The sequence below is a fragment of the Lishizhenia tianjinensis genome (assembly GCF_900116425.1).
Taxonomy (GTDB): Bacteria; Bacteroidota; Bacteroidia; order Flavobacteriales_D; family Crocinitomicaceae; genus Lishizhenia; species Lishizhenia tianjinensis.
On sequence record NZ_FPAS01000002.1, the window covers coordinates 80537 to 100687 of the forward strand.

Annotated in this window: 9 protein-coding genes and 1 pseudogene; 6 read left to right on the forward strand and 4 right to left on the reverse strand. The window is 39.0% G+C overall.

Features of this window, described 5'->3' with window-relative positions; translation table 11 throughout:
- Positions 1-167: 167 nt before the first annotated feature.
- Positions 168-1529, forward strand: a complete 1362-nt coding sequence (gene radA / locus BM327_RS07150) for a DNA repair protein RadA (RefSeq protein WP_090247688.1) — start codon at positions 168-170, stop codon at positions 1527-1529.
- A gap of 651 nt (positions 1530-2180) precedes the next feature.
- On the opposite strand, the gene dxs is transcribed toward radA, so the two are convergent.
- The gene (dxs, locus tag BM327_RS07155; RefSeq protein ID WP_090247689.1) at positions 2181-4130 is read right to left on the reverse strand and encodes a 1-deoxy-D-xylulose-5-phosphate synthase; all 1950 of its coding nucleotides are present in this window, start codon (positions 4128-4130) and stop codon (positions 2181-2183) included.
- Between the two features lie 560 nt (positions 4131-4690).
- Between dxs and BM327_RS07160 the strand changes: the two genes are divergently transcribed.
- Positions 4691-7063: a lectin-like domain-containing protein gene (locus BM327_RS07160; protein ID WP_090247690.1), complete on the forward strand. Its 2373-nt coding sequence runs from the start codon at positions 4691-4693 to the stop codon at positions 7061-7063.
- A gap of 117 nt (positions 7064-7180) precedes the next feature.
- A complete protein-coding gene (locus tag BM327_RS07165; protein ID WP_090247691.1) occupies positions 7181-10081 on the forward strand; it encodes an HYR domain-containing protein in 2901 nt (966 codons plus the stop codon).
- A gap of 176 nt (positions 10082-10257) precedes the next feature.
- Here the strand turns inward: BM327_RS07165 and BM327_RS07170 are convergent, their stop codons facing one another.
- Positions 10258-11991: a T9SS type A sorting domain-containing protein gene (locus BM327_RS07170; protein WP_090247692.1), complete on the reverse strand. Its 1734-nt coding sequence runs from the start codon at positions 11989-11991 to the stop codon at positions 10258-10260.
- Positions 11992-12139: 148 nt separating this feature from the next.
- Positions 12140-12904 (reverse strand): annotated as a pseudogene (locus BM327_RS07175) (cation diffusion facilitator family transporter); the annotation flags it as partial.
- A 138-nt stretch (positions 12905-13042) separates the two neighbouring features.
- Between BM327_RS07175 and BM327_RS07180 the strand changes: the two are divergent.
- The 3 genes from BM327_RS07180 (at position 13043) to ileS (ending at position 18488) form a co-directional block, all read left to right on the forward strand.
- Complete coding sequence (locus BM327_RS07180; protein WP_090247693.1) at positions 13043-13978, forward strand: LytTR family DNA-binding domain-containing protein; 936 nt, start codon at positions 13043-13045, stop codon at positions 13976-13978.
- Positions 13979-14213: 235 nt separating this feature from the next.
- Positions 14214-14849, forward strand: a complete 636-nt coding sequence (locus BM327_RS07185) for a DUF2306 domain-containing protein (RefSeq protein ID WP_090247694.1) — start codon at positions 14214-14216, stop codon at positions 14847-14849.
- A gap of 216 nt (positions 14850-15065) precedes the next feature.
- Positions 15066-18488 (forward strand): isoleucine--tRNA ligase, encoded by a 3423-nt coding sequence (gene ileS / locus BM327_RS07190; protein ID WP_090247695.1) that lies wholly within the window; start codon positions 15066-15068, stop codon positions 18486-18488.
- A gap of 461 nt (positions 18489-18949) precedes the next feature.
- Here the strand turns inward: ileS and BM327_RS07195 are convergent, their stop codons facing one another.
- Entirely contained in the window at positions 18950-19927 is a 978-nt protein-coding gene (locus tag BM327_RS07195; protein WP_090247696.1) for a T9SS type A sorting domain-containing protein, read from the reverse strand.
- Positions 19928-20151 lie beyond the last annotated feature (224 nt).

Below are 20151 nucleotides of genomic sequence, written 5' to 3' on the forward strand. Positions count from 1 at the left end.
AAATCCCTCAAATCCCTCAAATCCCTCAAATCCCTCAAATCCCTCAAATCCCTCAAATCATAAATAGATTACGCTTTCCTCATTTATACTTGTTCTCTAAGTAGTTCCTGCTAAATTTGAGCGGGGGTTGTTTTTGAACCTTGAATTTTAATTTTTGATTTTCTTTTATGGCTAAGATGAAGTCGGCATATTTTTGCCAAAGTTGTGGTTATGAAACTCCAAAGTGGTTGGGGAAATGTCCTTCGTGTTCGGAGTGGAACTCTTTTGTGGAGGAAGTGGTGAGTACTTCAAAGAAAGAGGTAGTGGCCTTTTCATCGTCATCCGGTCGTACGGCGAAACCACAAAAATTAGGTGAAATTGAAACACGTAAAGAAGAACGTATTCAATTACAAGATAAAGAATTGAACCGCGTATTGGGTAACGGACTTGTGCCTGGATCCCTTATTTTATTTGGGGGAGAGCCGGGAATTGGAAAGTCAACCTTACTCTTACAAATGGCTGTTGCGGAGAAAAAATCCATCCTCTATGTATCGGGTGAGGAGAGTGATCAACAAATTCGCATGCGAGCAGAACGTATAGGGAATACGAATGAAGACTGTTATATATTAACGGAAACCAATGTTCAGAACATCTTCAAACAAGCTGAAATTTTAGAACCAGATATTTTAATCATTGACTCTATACAAACCATTTTTTCGCAACACATAGAAAGCTCTCCTGGAAGTATTTCTCAGATTAGGGAATGTACAGCGGCATTGTTGCGTTTTGCCAAACAAACTGAGACGCCTGTGTTTTTAATTGGTCATATTACTAAAGAAGGATCTTTGGCCGGACCAAAGGTTTTGGAGCACATGGTGGATGCCGTATTGCAGTTTGAGGGAGACAGAAATCACGTTTATCGTTTGTTGCGTAGCATCAAGAATAGGTTTGGATCTACCAATGAATTGGGGATCTATGAAATGTTGGGCAATGGATTGCGCCAAGTAGAAAATCCATCCGAAATATTAATATCGGATTCGGATACGTCCTTAAGTGGGGTGTCGATTGCCGCTACTTTAGAAGGTTTGCGACCTATGTTAATAGAGATACAAGCTTTGGTGAGTACTGCTGCTTATGGTACACCTCAAAGAAGTGCCACTGGTTTTGATTTACGTCGTTTGAACATGCTCTTGGCGGTGATGGAAAAGCGCTGTGGATTTAAGCTCGCAGCGAAAGATGTTTTCTTAAATATTGCTGGAGGTATTAAAGTAGATGACCCAGCGATTGACCTAGCGGTAGTGGCAGCTATTTTGTCTTCAAATTTTGACATCAGTGTAGAGCGAAATATTTGTTTGAGTGCCGAAGTAGGTTTGGCTGGAGAGATACGTCCTGTGAATAGAATAGACCAACGTATACACGAAGCGCAAAAACTCGGTTTTGATAAGATTATTATCTCCAAACACAACAAGGGAATCGATCAAAAGAACTTCAAGATAGAAATCGTGATGTGTAGTAGAATAGAGGAGGTACTAAAGGAATTGTTTTCTTAGACGCCTAGATAGCGAGATGTCTAGATTTCTAGATAGTTAGTGTTTGTTGATTTCTTTTCCATTGTTAAAAAGAAACGAACCAAAGAAAACGTTAGGCTGGGATGATTTAAAGATTCAACAAATCAACAATTCAATGATTCAAAGATTCAAGAATTCAAATTTGATTGATTTGATACGGTCTACGGACCATAATTTGAAGGTTTGATTATTGGACAAAAATGTATTGTGTACTCGTCTTCGTTCAATAGGTTCATGTGATTACCTCAGGACTAATTAACCACGTTTAAGTGGCTTTTGAGGCCTGAGGTTCGAGGTAGGAGAAGTCTCGAAGGTCGATATGAGGGATTCTTCCATACTCTCTACTCTTGCTCAAAACTGTTCTTCCTTAGCGATAGCAGTGGCAGCCCGCTGGGAGGAAGACTATAAAAACAAAGTGCAGCTTTGGCGACTTTAGAAGCCAAGTGCGCACGTAGTTTTTAAGTTTTGCTACTAAGGACTATAACGTATAGCGCGACCTGTAGTTTACGGAAGGTAAGGGCCAAAAAAAAGACCCAAGAAAATCTCAGGTCTTATTCTATTTTTTTTCAGTTCTAATAAGGAGCTTTCACCACGTTTAAGCGTCATTACTCAATACTCTTGCTCAATACTCTTTTATCCTACGTTCTTTTGTTCTTCAGCAATCTGTTGGGGTAAATTCAACTCTTTACGCACTGTGTTGGCAATACCTATGGCATCAAAACCACAATCTGCGTACAATTCGTCTTGCGTACCGTGGTGAACATAAGCGTCAGGAATACCTAAACGCGTTAAATCTGCCTTGTACTTGTTATCGGCCATGAATTCTAAAATTGCAGAACCCATACCACCCATAATTGTTCCGTCTTCAACAGTAATAACTTTGTCGAATTTGCTGAATACTTCGTGCAATAAAGTTTCATCTAAAGGTTTCACAAATCGCATGTCGTAATGTGCCACACTTGCTTCTCCTTTAAGCATTTCAACGGCTTTCTGCACGTAATTTCCGTGGTGACCAATAGAAAGAATAGCGATGTCTTCTCCTGAAGTAATTTTTCTACCTGTTCCTACCTTAATGGCTTTCATTTTTGTTTTCCACTCTGGCATCACACCTTTACCTCTTGGGTAACGTATGCTGAATGGCCCCATGTTTTCTTGCTGAGCGGTGTACATCATGTTACGCAATTCAGCTTCGTTCATAGGAGATGCTACAATCATGTTTGGAATACTTCGCATGTAGGCAATATCTAAAGCTCCGTGGTGCGTTGCTCCATCGGCCCCTGCAAAACCTGCACGGTCTAAACAGAACACAACATTTAAATTCTGCAAAGCTACATCGTGCACCACTTGGTCGTAGGCACGCTGCATAAATGAAGAGTAAATGTTACAGAATGGAACCATACCTTGCGTTGCCAAACCTGCTGAGAAGGTTACCGCGTGTTGTTCTGCGATACCCACGTCAAAGGCTCTGTCTGGCATGGCTTTCATCATGATGTTTAGCGAAGAACCTGTTGGCATGGCTGGAGTAATCCCCATGATTTTGTCATTTTCTTCTGCTAATTCAACGATGGTGTGTCCGAATACATCTTGGTATTTCGGCGCTTGTGGAGATTTAGGAACCACTTTTACAATTTCACCTGTGTGCTTGTTAAATACACCTGGAGCGTGCCATTGTGTTGGATTTCCTTCCTCTGAGTATTTGTATCCTTTTCCCTTTTTGGTTAAAATGTGTAACAACTTAGGACCAGGGATATCTTTTAAATCTTCTAATATTTTTGCTAAACCGATAACGTCGTGACCATCAACTGGACCAAAGTATCTAAAATTCAAGGCTTCGAACAAGTTACTTTGCTTCAACAAACTTCCTTTTAAAGCCGTTGAAACTTTAGAAGCTACCGTTTGAGCATCTGGTCCGAATTTAGACATCTTGCCCAATAATTTCCAAACCTCATCTTTTACCTTATTATAGGTATGCGAAGTTGTGATGTCTGTTAAGTAATCTTTTAAAGCACCTACGTTAGGATCGATGGACATACAGTTATCATTCAAGACTACCAAAAGGTTAGCGTCTTTTTCGAAACCAGCATGGTTCATACCTTCGAAAGCCAAACCAGCGGTCATAGCTCCATCACCAATTACGGCAATGTGTTGTCTTTCTTTTTCTCCTTTATAGTTGTTGGCAACGGCCATACCTAAAGCACCAGAGATAGAAGTAGAAGAGTGACCTACACCAAAAGTATCGTATTCAGATTCACTTCTTTTTGGGAAACCTGAAATACCACCTTTCATTCTGTTGGTGTGGAATTGCTTCCTACGACCGGTAAGGATTTTGTGTCCATAAGCTTGGTGACCAACGTCCCAAACCAATTGATCATAAGGTGTATTAAATACATAGTGTAAAGCAACCGTTAGTTCCACTACACCCAAACTAGCACCGAAGTGAGAGTTTCCAATTTCTGAAATTACATCTATGATATACTGACGAACTTCGTCCGAAACTTGAGGTAAATCCTCTACCGATAAATTTCTCAAATCTTCCGGTATATCTATTTTGTCCAATAAAGGACCTGCTTTAAATTCTTTCATATGGCACTCGTTCCAATCTACAAAAATACGCTTCCCGCCTTTTACTAACAAACAAAGGGTTGATATATTTTGTTCGCTCGAGAAATTAACGAAAGTTAGGAAGAATTGGATGCCCTTCTTGGCGTGTATTTATGATTGCCTCTATCAACTTTTTGCTACTGATTAGATCAAGTGTAATGAGGACGAAGAGGTTGAGAAATTAAAAACATTCTATTTCGTTCATTCGGAGTTGTTTACCCCCTTTGGGTAAGGGGTGATTTCCTAGGTGGGAAATAGGGGTAGATATGTATACTTTTGAAGGGTGTTCAAGGGTTTTGATCTAAATCCAAAACTAATTTTGTAATTGGTAACTATATGCATGTCATTCGCAACAATTTTTATGCTAGCTCAAAAGCTTAGAATACATTTACTCCGTTATTAAAAGGCCCGAAAAATGAAAGCCCTTTAACGCACTGCTACTAGTTAGGGAGAGGCTTTGTCCTCTCTTTAACACTCTGCCGCTAAGTGTCTAACACTTCTGTGCAGCTGAACCGAAATTTTTTTAACCAATAAATTTTTTTATGAAAACACACGCACGTTTTCTGAACAGGTTCTTGCTGCTATTAAGTATCTGTTTAGTTTCATTAACCTCCTTGGCCAGTCACTTTAGACATGGTACCATTTCGTGGAGGGTACTCTCGGGAAACACCATAGAGTTTAAAGTTTCACAAGCTTATGCTGGGTATAGAGCTATAGGTACTTCCAGTAACTATGATGTTCTCCACTTTGGGGATGGAACGTCACAAAGTTTTAATGTAACAGTTACCTCATCTAGTTCTGCTGAAAATTGGCATTATGGTGAAACAACTTTTACGCATACTTACGCCAATGCTGGAGATTACATTGCTTATTTCCAAAGTTGTTGTAAGATTTATGGTATGGTGAACAACTCTTCAGCAAGTTGGAGAAATGAAACCAAGGTAAATGTTGGAGCAGGAAATGATGCGCCAGTAGTTACAATGGCACCTATTATTGCCATGCAAACCAATAGTGCTACGGCAACTTTCCAGGTGCCAGCTACAGATCCAGATAATGATGCTTTGACTTATAGATTAGCTACGTACAATGAGTTTTTAGGGTCACAACCAGCAGGTTTGAGTATTCATCCTACCACTGGGGTGTTGACATTTAATACTACCAATGCATCTGTAGGACAATTGTATAATGCTGCCATTGTTGTAGAGGATGGGCAGTCGAAAGTTATCAATGATTTTATCATTCGTATTGTACAACAATCAAATCCACCTGAGTTTGACTACGCTGTAACGCCAAGTGCTGGATACGTATATCAAACATCACCAGGACAAACGGTAACCTTTAATGTAAAAGCATTGGATACAGATGCAGGATCAACAGTTCAGTTGTCAGCAATCGGAGCTCCATTAGGTTCTTCTTTTTCACCTGCTTTACCTACAACGGCAAACCCTGTTTTAACAACGTTTACTTGGACGCCAACAGCGAGTAACTTAGGAACAAATGTAATTAACTTCATTGCACAAGATAATGTGGGATCTCAAATCAACACATCAGTATCTATCATTGTAAGTTTGAAACCACAATTTGATGTTCCTCCAACACCTGCAACTGGTTCTCATGATATTGCCATTGCACCAGGTAGTACCTACACGTACACGGTTCAAGCTTCAGATCCAGATCCTTTGGATGTTGTACAAATTGTAAACGTACAAGGAAAGGATATGATGGGGAACAAAATTCCTTTATATGCAGGAGCTAGTTTCAGTAACTTACCTACAGCTGCAGCAAACCCAACTTCAGGAACTTTTACATGGACACCTACAGCAGATCAGTGGGGACACCGTCACGTTTTCTTTACAGCAGAAGATAGCTATGGAGATAAAACAGTACACGAAGTTTACCAAGTAGTAAACTCAGCTCCAGCTTTCACTTCATCACCAGTTACTACAGCTGACGTTGGAAGCACTTACACCTATAATGTTGTAGTCGCTGACCAAGATATGACTTACGGTGATCACTTAGAAATTGTAGGATTGAATTTGCCAAGTTGGTTAACACTAACAGATAATGGAGATGGAACTGCAACTTTATCAGGTACACCTTCATCTGCTGATGCAGGAACAGTAAATATTCAGTTGAGAGCAGAGGATGATTTACATCACCAAGACCCAGCGGGTACTGTTTTCCAAAACTTTGCTTTAGTGGTAAACAATTGTTCTGTAAATGCAATTGCACAAAATATTACCGTTGCCTTAGATGCTGCTGGTAATGCAAGTATTGCGGCAAGTGATGTGAACAATGGTTCAACGGCTACTTGTGGTATAGCAAGTATGTCTGTAAGTCCATCTGCATTTACGTGTGCCGATCTTGGAGCAAACACAGTAACCTTAACGGTAACAGATGTTAACGGTTTTACGGGAACAGCAACAGCTACAGTAAATGTAAGTAATGCAAATATTGTAAACACTTTCAACGCTGCAGATTACGTAGTGAATGGAAATGCTGTATACCAAGGAAGTGAAACCTTTAGGTTAACACAAGCGGTTGGTGCGCAATTCGGATCGATGTGGTACCAAAATAAATTAGATTTAACTACAGACTTCACCTTAGATTTTGATATCTACGCAGGTAACCAAGATTGGGGAGCAGACGGTATGGCCTTTGTTCTTCAGCCTTTAAGTACAGGACAAGGTTCTGCTGGAGGAGGTCTAGGTTATTTAGGTATTCCTACTTCTTTGGCGGTAGAGTTTGATACCTACACCAACCCATCAGACCCAGCTGCAGATCACATTGCACTTCAAAAGAATGGAGACGTGAGTCACTACGGTTCAAATACTTTAGTTAATCCAGTTTCTGTAGCAAATATGGAAGATGGACAATACCACCATGTAGTTATTTCTTGGAATGCCGCTAATTAAAACTACCAAGTAATTTACGACGGTACTACGGTAATTCACTATACGGGAAATATTGCTTCAACAATTTTCGGAGGAAATACAGGTGTTTATTGGGGTTGGACAGCTGCTACTGGTGGCTTGAATAACGAACACAGAGTAAAAGTAAACAGCTTAACCTTTACAGAAAACTTTGCTATTACATCGGCGAACGTATCAAATGCAAGTTGTGCAAACAATGCAGATGGAAGTATAGATGTTGAAGTATCTTACAACAAGCCTTGTATTTCTTACGCTTGGAGTAATGGAGCTACAACGCAAGATGTTTCAGGACTTTTACCAGGAACTTACAGCTTAACAATCACAAACCCTGGAGCGGCAGATATCACGCAAACGTATACAGTTGGTGTGGAAGATATTACCAACCCATTAGCGGTAGCGCAAGACATTAATGTAATTTTAGATGCTGCAGGAAATGCTTCAATCGCTGCTGCAGATGTAGATGGTGGATCATCAGATGCATGTGGAATTGCTGCGTTAGCCATTGACAAGTCTAACTTTACATGTGCTGATCAAGGTGCTAATTCAGTTACATTAACGGTTACGGATGTAAATGGAAATACTTCTACAGCTTCAGCTATAGTTACAGTAATAGATAGCACTGCTCCTGCAATGGCTACACAAGATGTTACGGTTTATTTAGATGGATCTGGAAGTGCATCAATTACAGCTGCAGATGTAGACAATGGTTCTACTGATGCGTGTGGAGTTACTTTATCAGTTTCTCCTGCAAATTTTGATTGTTCAGCTACAGGAAATAACACTGTTACCTTAACGGCTATAGATGCAAGTGGAAATGCAAATACAGCTACAGCTACAGTTACTGTAATTGATTCAATAGCGCCAGCTGCAAACACGCAAGATGTAACGGTTTACTTAGATGCTACAGGAAACGCTTCTATTCTTGGAGCTACTTCAACGCAGCAAGTATTTAATGGAAACTTTGCTAATGAAACACAAGGGTTTAACCTTACTTCATTAACGGACTGGAATGTAATTTCGGGTAGTGTAGATATTTGGTCGACTTTCATCCCGGGTTCTGCAAGTGGAGTTAGTGTTGATTTATCAGGAAACAACAATGCTCACTTAGAATCAGTTCAAAGTGTAGTGTTTACACCTGGATCTTACACAATTAGCTTCTTACACAAAAACAACAGTGGAAGCGGTGAATACCAGCAAAACTTTAGTTTAAGTGTAGGATCTTTATTCAATCAAACTTTTACTTCAACAAACGCAACGCAAACCGAAACAATCAACTTTACTGTTACAAATACAACTACTGCAAACGTGCTTCTTCAACAATTGGGAGGAAATGATGCAAGTGGATGTTTCATTGCAGATTTAAGTATAGATAAAACTATTCCTGCTTCATTAATGATAGATAACGGAAGTAATGATAACTGTGGAGTAGCTTCAATTACTGCTTCTCAAACCAACTTTACTTGTGCGAATATCGGAGCAAATACAGTTACGTTAACTGTGGTTGATAACAGCAACAATACGGCTTCTAATACTGCTACGGTTACGGTTGTAGACTCTACAGCTCCTGTGGCACAGGCCCAAGATTTTGTAGTTGCTTTAGATGCAAATGGACTTGCTTCAATTTCTACAGCTGATATTGATAACGGTTCTAGCGATGTTTGTGGTGTTACTTTAGCACTTTCTCAAACAAACTTTACATGTGCAGATTTAGGAAATAACACGGTAGTACTTACGGTTACCGATCCTTCTGGAAATACAAGTACAGCTACAGCAGTTGTAACGGTAGAAGATAACATTGCACCAACGATTACGTGTCCTGCAAATATTTCTTACCAAGCACAACCGAACGATTGTAGTCCATCAATTTCATGGAATGCGCCTCAAGTTTGGGATAACTGTTCATACACAGTTACTTCTTCGCATCAGTCAGGTGACAACTTTGAAGAAGGGATAACTACAGTTTCTTACACAATAACAGATGCTGCAGGAAACACAGCAACATGTAGTTTTGATGTTGAAATTACCACTGTTCCTTTAAGCTTGAACTTGAATGCTGCTACTTATGTAGGTGGTGTGAATATTTCTTGTAACGGATTAACAGATGGAAGTATAGATGCTACGATGGATGGAGGATGTCTTCCTTACTCTTACGCTTGGTCTGATGGTCAAACAACGGAGGATGCAGCGAATTTAGGAGCTGGAACATATACCTTAACCGTTACGGATGCAAAAGGAAGAACGATTTCTGAAACCGTTACTTTAACTGAGCCAGAAGTATTAGCTACATCTTTAGTGATGTCGCCAGACTTCCCAGTAGCTGGTCAGAACCAATACACGATTTACTTAGGTTACGGAACGCAAACAGTTAATTTGGCGTCAACTACTACAGGTGGAATTCAAGGGTATACTTACGCTTGGACAAACCAAGATGGTGTGAACGTTGGAAATACTGCAAGTATAGATGTATCTCCTATGGTTCCTACAAATTATACTTTATTGGTTACAGATGCCAATGGATGTACAACTACAGCTTCTTTCTTTGTAGATGTGATAGACGCAAGATGTGGGAATAACTTAAACAAAGTAATGGTGTGTCACAAAGAATCTAAAACGAAAAAAGGAGTTACAACTGTAGAGTACCACAACATTTGTGTTAGTGCAAATGCAGTTCCAGCTCACTTGGCTCATGGAGATTATTTAGGACCATGTATCAGTGCTAAAATGGAAGCTATAGAAGTTGTTGAAGAAGAGAACATTGTTTTGTTCCCTAACCCGAACAACGGATCTTTCAGTTTATTCTTTACGGGAGAAGACCATGAAGTAAATGCACAAGTAACAATTTACAGCATGGACGGTAGAGTAATCATGACAAGAACGATTAGCAGTGATGAATTAGATCACGATGTTGAATTTGATTTCACAAACAATAGCGCCGGTATGTACTTATTAGTGGTACAACAAGGTGATCATGTTCAAACGATTAAATTTTCTAAAAACTAATCACCCGTTTACATATTGATTTTCAGACAAAGGCCGATTCCTCAGGGAGTCGGTCTTTTTTTGGATTGAAGCATTTAAGGAGAATTAAAATTCTCTATTTAAAGATTTAAAAAGAAGAGGAAGTAAGGATTTAGAGATTAAAATCACACATTGCTTCTATTGCTCATTACTCAAACTCAATACTGTATCACTATGCGATGCACCTCTCCATCATATTGAAGGATGTACACACCACTCGGAAGAGCGGATAGGTCTAGGGTTAAGCTGTGATCACTAACATCTATTATTTCTAGGTGATTGTTTATGTTTTCACCTGAAAGACTAGAAAAAAGTAAGCGGTCTAGGGTAATGATTTCTGTGGATTTTAAGTAAAGTACATCTTTACTCGGATTTGGGTAGGCCGACAAACGTTTTTCGCCTTTTTCTTGAAAAATAGAAATGGGATCGTAGTATTTAAAATCACCATTGTAGTCCACCTGTTTTAAACGATAGTAAGTTGTTCCAATTAAAGTTTTTTCATCAACTATAGTGTAGTGCAATACTTGGTCACTGTAACCTGCACCTTCCACCTGTTCTACAAAACTCCATTGTTCTCCATCATAACTTTTCTCTACAACAAAATAGGCATTATTCATTTCGGTAGCGGTAACCCACGTAATTTCGTTGGTTCCGTTGTCCAGTGCTTTTCCCGAAAAAGATAGCAATTCAACAGGAAGTGGCACTCCACAAATGAAAATGGTTGCGGAGTCTATCATGAAGGTTGGGTTACCCGCTGTGGCAAGACTAATAAGGGTATTGCTATTGTCTTGACAACAGTAGTTTTGATTGGAAATGTCTGATCCCGATTTCAAGTCGAGAATACAAGTTGTAGTATACCCTCCACAAGTAACGGTACATCCATCGCAATCGTAGTTATTGCCCTGCGTCACTTGTATACTTCCTGAATTACAGGTGTACCCTTGGTCTAAAACCGTATTCGTATTCAAATAACCTGAATTGTTTACCGAGCCCGTATTGGTGTAATCGAGTGTAATGTTGATACTGCCATTTGTATTATTTTCTAGCGTTCCAGCATTTTCAAAATTTTCAGATACAGTGATATAGGCGTTGTTATCTGTACTACCGTCATTTATAAAATCTAATAAAACAGTAACATAGGCTGAATTAATTAAAGATGCGTAATTAAAAAAATGTCCAGTCACATTAATGTATCCAGAATTGGTAATACTACCGTTGTTGTTGAGGTTAATGATGACGTCTATAAGGCCATTGGAGACTATGGATCCTTCGTTATTAATGTCTTTTGAAGCGTTTACAGTACCTGAGTTAATGAGCGTTCCAACATTTTCTAAATCAGTTTCCGTACTTAATTCTGCCGTGTTGGTAAGTGTAGCATCCCCGTAATTGATGAAAGTTCCATTCGAGACATTAATAAATAGGATGTTGTAATTATTTAAAATTGAATGGTTGTGAAAGTACCTAGGATTAAGTGTTCCATACACATCTACCGTTCCTCCTTGATTATTTTCAAAGGTTTTAACAAGTAAAGAAGCAATGATTTCGCTGTATCCGTTATTGGTGTAACTCGTGCTTATGTTTACATTTCCATTCAAGTAAGCGGCGCCAATAATGTTTATCGTTACGCTCTTTGAATTGTCAAAAGTTCCCGTATTCTCTACGATGAAAACGCCATCAAAAAAGATGTTTTTGTTGTAGGTTACGTCATGTGAAATGAACACGGTATCTCCAAAGGGTAAATAGTCAGGCGGAGCACTTGGGTTGACGCTAGGAACCGTAATCCAGGTTGAATTAGTTCCATACCCGCCCGGTTGGACTGAATAATAGTTTGTTGCATAACAAACATTTATAGTCCATAAGATAGTAATAATAGGAATTAAGAACCTTAACATTAAAACATACGCCTTTACGCGACCAAATGTAGAGAAAAGTGAATCTGTATTTTTGGAAAAGATTTGTATGAACCCTTATGCGGGACGAACAACTAATTATCATCGATGAGCTATATTTTTAAACGTTAAAAAAATAGTAGTCAAAGAGTTATTTTAACGAACAACTATCCACTTCTAACTCAATTTCTAGGGTGATGTGTTTGAAGTTATAAGGTTTTAGTTTGTTTTTTATTTCTTTTTTGACAAGCAGGATTTGCGTTTGATTTAAGCTCGGATTCAAGGCAATATGTGTAGTAAATACGTAAGCCTCTCCTTCCAATGTCCAAATGTGTGTATGGTGTAAGTTTTTTACAGCCTCAACTTGCAGTATTTGATTTTTTATTTCGTCTACATCCATCCCTTTTGGTGATCCTTGAAGGAAAATGTATAAGGTTTCTTTGAGTCGTTTAAAAACACCCCAAAGTATGAATAGGGTAATAAATAAGGATAAAATGGGGTCCAAGTAATACGCGTCGGTAAACTGAAGGATTAAAGACAAAACCAAGATGGCTACCCATCCCAAAACATCTTCCAACAAGTGCCAGGAGACCACGCGTTCATTAAGTGTCTTTCCACGACCTACTTTCCATGCTGCATATCCATTTACCGCAATTCCAACCAATGCAAATACAAGCATTCCTGTGGCATTAGATGGTTCAGGTTCAAATATCCTTTCGGCTGCTTCTTTGATTACGAATAGCGATCCTACAATTAATACCACACTATTGATCAAAGCCCCTAACAGTGAGAAGCGTTGATAGCCAAAGGTGTATTTTTTATTCGCTTTTTGTTTTGATTTCTTTTCCAAGTACCAGGCAGTACCGAGTGCCAACGAGTCGCCTAAATCGTGTATAGCATCAGAGTAGATGGCAACACTATTTACCCACTAACCTCCAATGAACTCCAATATTGTAAAGCACAAGTTAAGGAAGAATGCGAGTTTTAAATTTTCTCCACTGCCGTGATGAGGGTGTTCTGCCATTTTTCTTGCTTTGTTAAAAGGTAAAAAATATTGCTAAGAACACATGTATTTTTGTTGAATTTCAAATTATTAGGTGGAAGGATTATCTTCGTGCAACAAGAAATGATGACTCAAAAGAAAAACATACTTCATCAACCCTATCCGGTAAACATTAAAAAATGGCCTATGATTATTGCCATTAGTGGTTTTATCGGACTCTTTTTAATGTTTTTTCAACCCTTCGGATTACAGTTTCTTGAGACATCTTATAAGTCACTTAAACTCTTAGGCTACGGAGGAGTTACTTTGTTGATATTAGCGCTAAACTTAGTTCTTTTATCCGCCTTATTTCCCAATTATTTTGAGGAGAAAAACTGGACAGTTGGTAAACAAATTCTTTGGTTGAATATAGACGTGTTGATGATAGCTGTAGGAAATTACTTCTATTCTGTTGGGTTGCATATTTTTCCTTGGATAGGTTGGGAAGGACTCTTAACTTTTATTGGTTTTACCCTTCCTGTAGGTTTATTCCCTGCTGTTATCATAACATTTTTACAGCAGAACAAGTTGTTGAAACAAAACTTAAAATCGTCGGCTCAAATAAATGCACAACTCCATGCTTCACAGGCCAAAGAGGATGAACCTGTAGAAAACATTGTGCTTGAATCTGGAACACAAACTTTCGTCTTTGATCCTGCAGCCATCATTTATGTAGAATCCGTGGGGAATTATTTGTATGTTTTCCATCTCCAAGAAGGTGAGCTGCTGTCAACGCGGTTGAGAATGACACTTAAAAAGATGGATGAGAGCATTGAACAGACCTATTTATTTAAGTGTCATAGAGCATTTATTGTAAACCTCAATTGTGTAGAAGAGGTAGATGGAAATGCACAAGGTTATACCTTGTCTCTCAAGAATATCTTCGCAAAAATTCCTGTGTCTAGAACCTTCATTCCTACCTTCAAAGAAAGAATGGAGAAGCTTTAATAAACCACTCCGAAGCATTCAGAATATCCTAACTCCAGCGCGTTTGTAACGCCGTTGCTCCTGCGCGATTGTATAGCGCAGAACCCAGCAAACTTTGTTTTTCATCCCAACCCTATGGTAAACATCCCAACCCTCAGGTTTTACGGTGGTTTCCATATAAACTTGTAATGTCATAACAAGGTTCTCTACAATTGTTGAATCTTTAGATTATTAAATTTTTGAATTTCAGAATGTCATGATTACAGCGTTAATTGTTACCCATGCAGCTTTTGGAGGAATCGCTCTTTTATCCGCTACCTTAGCCGTCATTTTTAAAAAAGGAGGGAAGCAACACAAGGGGTGGGGAAGGGTTTTCTTCTATACCATGTTATTGTGCAGTATTTCGGCCATGATAACTGCATGTTTACCCGACCATGAAAGTCCTTTTTTATTTAGTGTGGGTATTTTCTCTTTTTACTTTTTATTCACCGGTTGGCGTGCGTTGAAATACAAGGAAGCCGATGTTAACCTCAAATGGGATAAAGCCTTGGCTTTCTTCATGCTCGTTTTTGCACCTGTAATGATGGTGGCTCCAATATTTATGTTCGGTGTAATTAACATCGTCCAAGCCGTATTTGGAGGAGCATTACTTGTGTTTGCTATTCAGGATTTACGCTTGTTTCGAAATCCCGAGAAGTTGAAAAAGAACTGGTTAGTCCAACATTTGAGTAGAATGCTCGGCGCTTATATTTCTGCCATTACCGCCTTTATAGTAGTGAATCAGTTAGTACCCGGAATTGTAGGTTGGCTATTGCCCGGTGTAATCGGGAGTATTTTGATTACCTACTGGAATGTGAGGTTGGGAAGGAAGAATAAAAAAGAAGTAGTTTAGTTTTATTGAAGAGATTTTATCCTGAAGTGATGTTTTAGAAATAAGCCTTTATCTCAATACTCTTATCTCACACTCGATTCTGTTTTAAGTGGAGGTGTCAATCTTTGAATCCTCGAATCCTTGAATTTTTGAATTTTTCAATCTTCCCGCCCCCCTATCCTCCCTAATTCCATGAATTCCTTATTTTTGCAAGTCATAATTAAAACGACGAGCGAAATGAGCGCTAAATACAAGGAATATAAAGGATTAAACTTGCCGAATGTGGCAACACGTGTGCTAGAGAAATGGGAAAAAGAAAACGTTTTCGAAAAGTCTATTAGCTCTCGCGACGAAAATAAGCCTTTTGTGTTTTTTGAGGGACCACCCTCAGCAAATGGTTTACCAGGTATTCACCACGTAATGGCGCGTTCGATTAAAGACATTTTTTGTCGTTACAAAACCCTAAAAGGTTTCCAAGTTAAGCGTAAAGCAGGTTGGGATACGCACGGTTTACCGGTAGAATTAGGGGTTGAGAAAGAATTAGGAATCACCAAAGAAGATATTGGTAAAAAGATAACGGTTGACGAGTACAACAAAGCGTGTAAAGAAGCAGTAATGCGTTACACAGATGTATGGAACAAGTTAACCAAAGACATGGGATACTGGGTGGATATGGAAAATCCATACATCACTTACGAATCTAAATACATGGAATCTGTATGGTGGTTGTTGGGTCAGTTGTACAACAAAGACATGATGTACAAAGGATATACTATCCAGCCTTACTCGCCAGCTGCAGGTACAGGTTTGTCTTCTCACGAATTGAACCAACCAGGATGTTACCAAGACGTAACAGACACGACGGTTGTAGCGCAATTCAAAGTGAAAGCAGATACCTGGAACAAGCCTTTCTCTATGGTAGATTTATCTGCTGAAGAGTTAGAAAGAACTTTCTTCTTGGCGTGGACAACTACTCCTTGGACATTGCCTTCGAATACAGCGTTAACGGTTGGACCAAAAATTACTTACGTTATCGTAAAAACTTGGAACCAATACACGCATCAGCCGGTAAACTTAATTTTAGCAGAGCCATTGGTTGCAAAGCAATTCAAAGGGAAATTTGTTTCTGTTGAAACCAGAGAAGAAGTAGACAACTACAAAGAAGGGGATAAGAAAATTCCTTACGCAGTAATCGGAGAATGTACGGGTGCTGATTTAGTAGGAAATAAATACGAGCAATTGTTACCGTTTGCACAACCTTGTGAGGATGCAGACAAAGCATTTGCGGTTATTCCGGGTGACTTCGTTACGACGGAAGATGGTACAGGTATCGTACACACAGCGCCGACTTTTGGTGCAGATGATGCCAAAGTAGCGAAAGATGCTGGAGTACCAGGATTGTTAGTGTTGGATGAAAAAGGAAATCAAGTTCCTTTGGTTGACTTGCAAGGTAAATTCAGACCAGAAATGGGTGAGTTTGCAGGTATGTTCGTAAAGAATGAATACTACAACGAAGGAGAAGCTCCTGAGAAGTCGGTAGACGTTCAAATCGCCATCCAATTAAAAGAGCAAAACAGAGCCTTTAAGGTTGAAAAATATGTCCACAGTTACCCACACTGTTGGAGAACAGACAAGCCAGTATTGTATTATCCATTAGATTCTTGGTTCATCAAAGCTACACAGGTGAAGGAAAGAATGATGGAGTTGAATACAACCATTAACTGGAAACCAGAAAGTACAGGTACAGGTCGTTTCGGGAAATGGTTAGAAAACCTAAACGATTGGAACTTGTCGCGTTCGCGTTACTGGGGTATTCCAATTCCAATTTGGAGTACAGCAGAGGGAGATGAGCAAATTTGTATCTCTTCTGTAGAACAGTTAAAGGCAGAATGTGAAAAAGCAGTAGCTGCAGGTGTGATGGAAAGCAATCCATTGGCAGATTTTGAAGTAGGTAACATGTCGAAAGAAAACTATGACAAGGTTGACTTACACAAAAACTACGTAGATGAAATCACTTTGGCGTCTTCTAAAGGAGAGCCAATGAAGCGTGAAGCAGATTTGATCGACGTTTGGTTTGATTCAGGATCTATGCCGTATGCACAGTGGCACTACCCATTTGAAAACAAAGAATTAATCGATAACTCAGGTGCTCACCCTGCAGATTTTATTGCAGAAGGTGTGGACCAAACCAGAGGTTGGTTCTATACATTGCACGCTATCTCTACGATGGTGTTCGATAAAGTAGCCTACAAAAACGTTATTTCTAACGGTTTGGTATTGGATAAGAACGGACAGAAGATGTCGAAGCGTTTAGGTAACGCCGTAGATCCATTTACTACTTTGGAGAAATACGGACCAGATGCTACACGTTGGTACATGATTACAAACGCGCAGCCTTGGGATAACTTAAGATTCGATTTAGATGGAATTACGGAAGTGCAACGTAAGTTCTTCGGTACTTTATACAATACCTACTCTTTCTTTGGTTTATATGCAAACATCGATGGATTTAGCTATGCTGAAGACGATATCGCGTTGGCGGACAGACCAGAGATTGATAGATGGATCATTTCTAAATTAAACTCTTTGGTGAAAAACGTAGATGCAGCATTTGCAGCGTTTGAACCTACAAAAGCAGGTCGTTTAATAAACGAGTTTGTGAACGATCAAATGAGTAACTGGTATGTACGTTTATGTAGAAGACGTTTCTGGAAAGGGGATTACTCTACAGACAAAATCTCTGCTTACCAGACTTTATACAAGTGTTTAGAAACGATAGCTATCATTTCTTCACCTATCGCTCCTTTCTTTACAGATGAGTTGTTTAGTGATTTAAATGCAGTTTCAGGTAAACACAATTTGGAGTCTGTTCACTTGGCAGACTTCCCAGCAGTAGATGAAGCAGCGATTGATTTAGAGTTAGAAGCACAAATGGAAATTGCACAGAAAGTAAGTTCTATGGCTTTGAGCTTGAGAAAGAAAGAGAAGATCAAAGTGCGTCAGCCTTTGCAGAAGATTATGGTGCCTATTTTAGATGCCAACTTCAAAAAGAATATAGAGCACGTAAGTGATTTGATTCTTTCTGAAATCAACGTAAAGGAAATCGAATTGTTAGAAGATACTGCAGGTATTTTGGTGAAGAAAATTAAGCCAAACTTCAAAACAATTGGACCTAAATACGGGAAACAAATGAAGGCGATTGCCGGAATGGTAAACCAATGGGGACAAGAAGAGATAGCTTTAGTTGAGAAAAACAACGGTTGGTCAGGTGAAGTAAATGGTGAAAACATTGCCTTAGATATGGCCGATTTCGAAATCTTGACAGATGATATCCCAGGATGGTTAGTGACTACAGAAGGTGGTTTAACTGTGGCGATGGATATTACTTTATCAGAAGAATTGAAACAAGAAGGTATTGCCAGAGAATTGGTGAATCGTATTCAGAACTTCAGAAAAGAAGCAGGATTAGAAGTAACAGATAAAATTGCCTTAACGATAGAAACATCGGATAACATCGCCAAAGCAATTGCTGAAAATACATCTTACATCTGTGATGAGGTATTGGCTACAGGAATCGTAGTTGGAGCCGTAGAAAACACAGATATGATTGCAGACATAGAAGCCGAAGCAGATACCAAATTCTTATTGGTTAAAGCCTAAGCAAAAACATAAAAGTTAATAAAGGGTTGATTCGTCTAGAGTCAACCCTTTTTGTTTGCTTAAATCTTTGAATTCTTGAATCCTTGAATCCTTGAATTATTGAATTCTTGAATCCCTGAATCGCCCCGTCTAGCGCTCTAAGACAAAAACTCCCCAACCTTTTACAAAGTTGAGGAGCAATAAGCTTATAAATTTACGACGGTGTTAGGCTAAGCTTATTCCATGTATTTCCTTACAGCATTAATTACAGTACAAGTGCCGTGGTTAAGTACAGGTTTCCTTAAATGTACTTCGTTTTCTTCAAAAACAAGAGGACAAATAAGTTGAATTTTAGATTTGTTTACAGGTCTAATTAATTTTCTAGTTGCTTGTTCTTCAGCAGCCCCCTCAACCCAGTTAAGGTTGAGGAGATTTGCTAAAACAATTAGTAATGAAGAATGCAGGTGTGATTAGTAGTTTTGTTATTCTATTATAAGTCTTTGCGTGTGAGAGCCCGATGCACCTGTAAAAGTTAAGAGGTATCCACCGCTTTCTAGGTAACCCAGGTCTATTTGCTGGTTTCCTTTTTCTAAGGTGTAAGTAGCCACTCTTTTTCCAAGTAAATTATGAACCTCCAAGCTATAGTTCTCTTGCAAATCGTTTAAGTAAACAATTCCCTTAGAGGGGTTAGGGTGAATTTTTAGTGCATAAAGATCAGCTTTCGAGGTCGATAAATTTTCAATGAGTCTAAATGAATTATAGTAATAGGTTTGTTGGTTGGCTGCAGAGTAATTGATACTTATGCTCAATACGGGTTCAGGAAAATTCGCATTAAACCAAAAGTAAGTGGTGTCGCTAGAGTAAACTACTGCCTGCGTGCTAACAGCAGAGTCTTTAAAGTTGCGTACCACTTTAGTTTTTATACAATCCTCTAAGTGCCATTCAGGGGTAAACAAGGTACCTACACCTTCTACGCTTTGTATGCTTTCTACTGTTCTTATAGTAGTAGCTCCGGGCAGACTAAGTACACCTGTATAGTAGTTGGTATCTACATTTCCGTAGGTCATAGGTAAATTAAAAAGGATGGCATAATCGTAGATAAAACTATAGTTTTGGTAAGGATGGTAATAGTCGTGCACATAAGCGCTGTCGTTTAAAGTGACAAAAAGCTCCCCGCTGTTGTAGCGCTTTACATAGCTTGCATTGGGTGCCAGGTTGGGGTTTTGTGCATCGGCAACATTGATGTAGGTAAAGCTGTCTATTTGACTGGCAAATACTTGAGATAAATCCCACAGGACATTTATTCCATTGGGAAGATAATTTATCGGTTCTATGGTACTTGATCTTGTTTTTACCGTCGATCCAATAGTGGGTGTAAGGGTACTTGCTGTGATTTGGGTTTGGGCAAAGTTGAAATAGATAAAAGAAAAGCTTACTGCGAGTGTAAAGAGTGTTTTCATAGTGTGATGTTTTGATGAGCTAATTTATTGGCTTAGAATCAGTTGTTGGATTGGTTTTCTAGATGTTTTTAAGAATCTTATACCAGTCAAAATTGAACCTCCTTGAATCCTTGAATTGTTGAATTGTTGAATCTTCGAATCATTGAATCATTGAATTCTTGAATCGTTGAATCATCGAATCGTTGAATCCTTGCCCCCCAACATGTAATTTCCTTATTTTTACC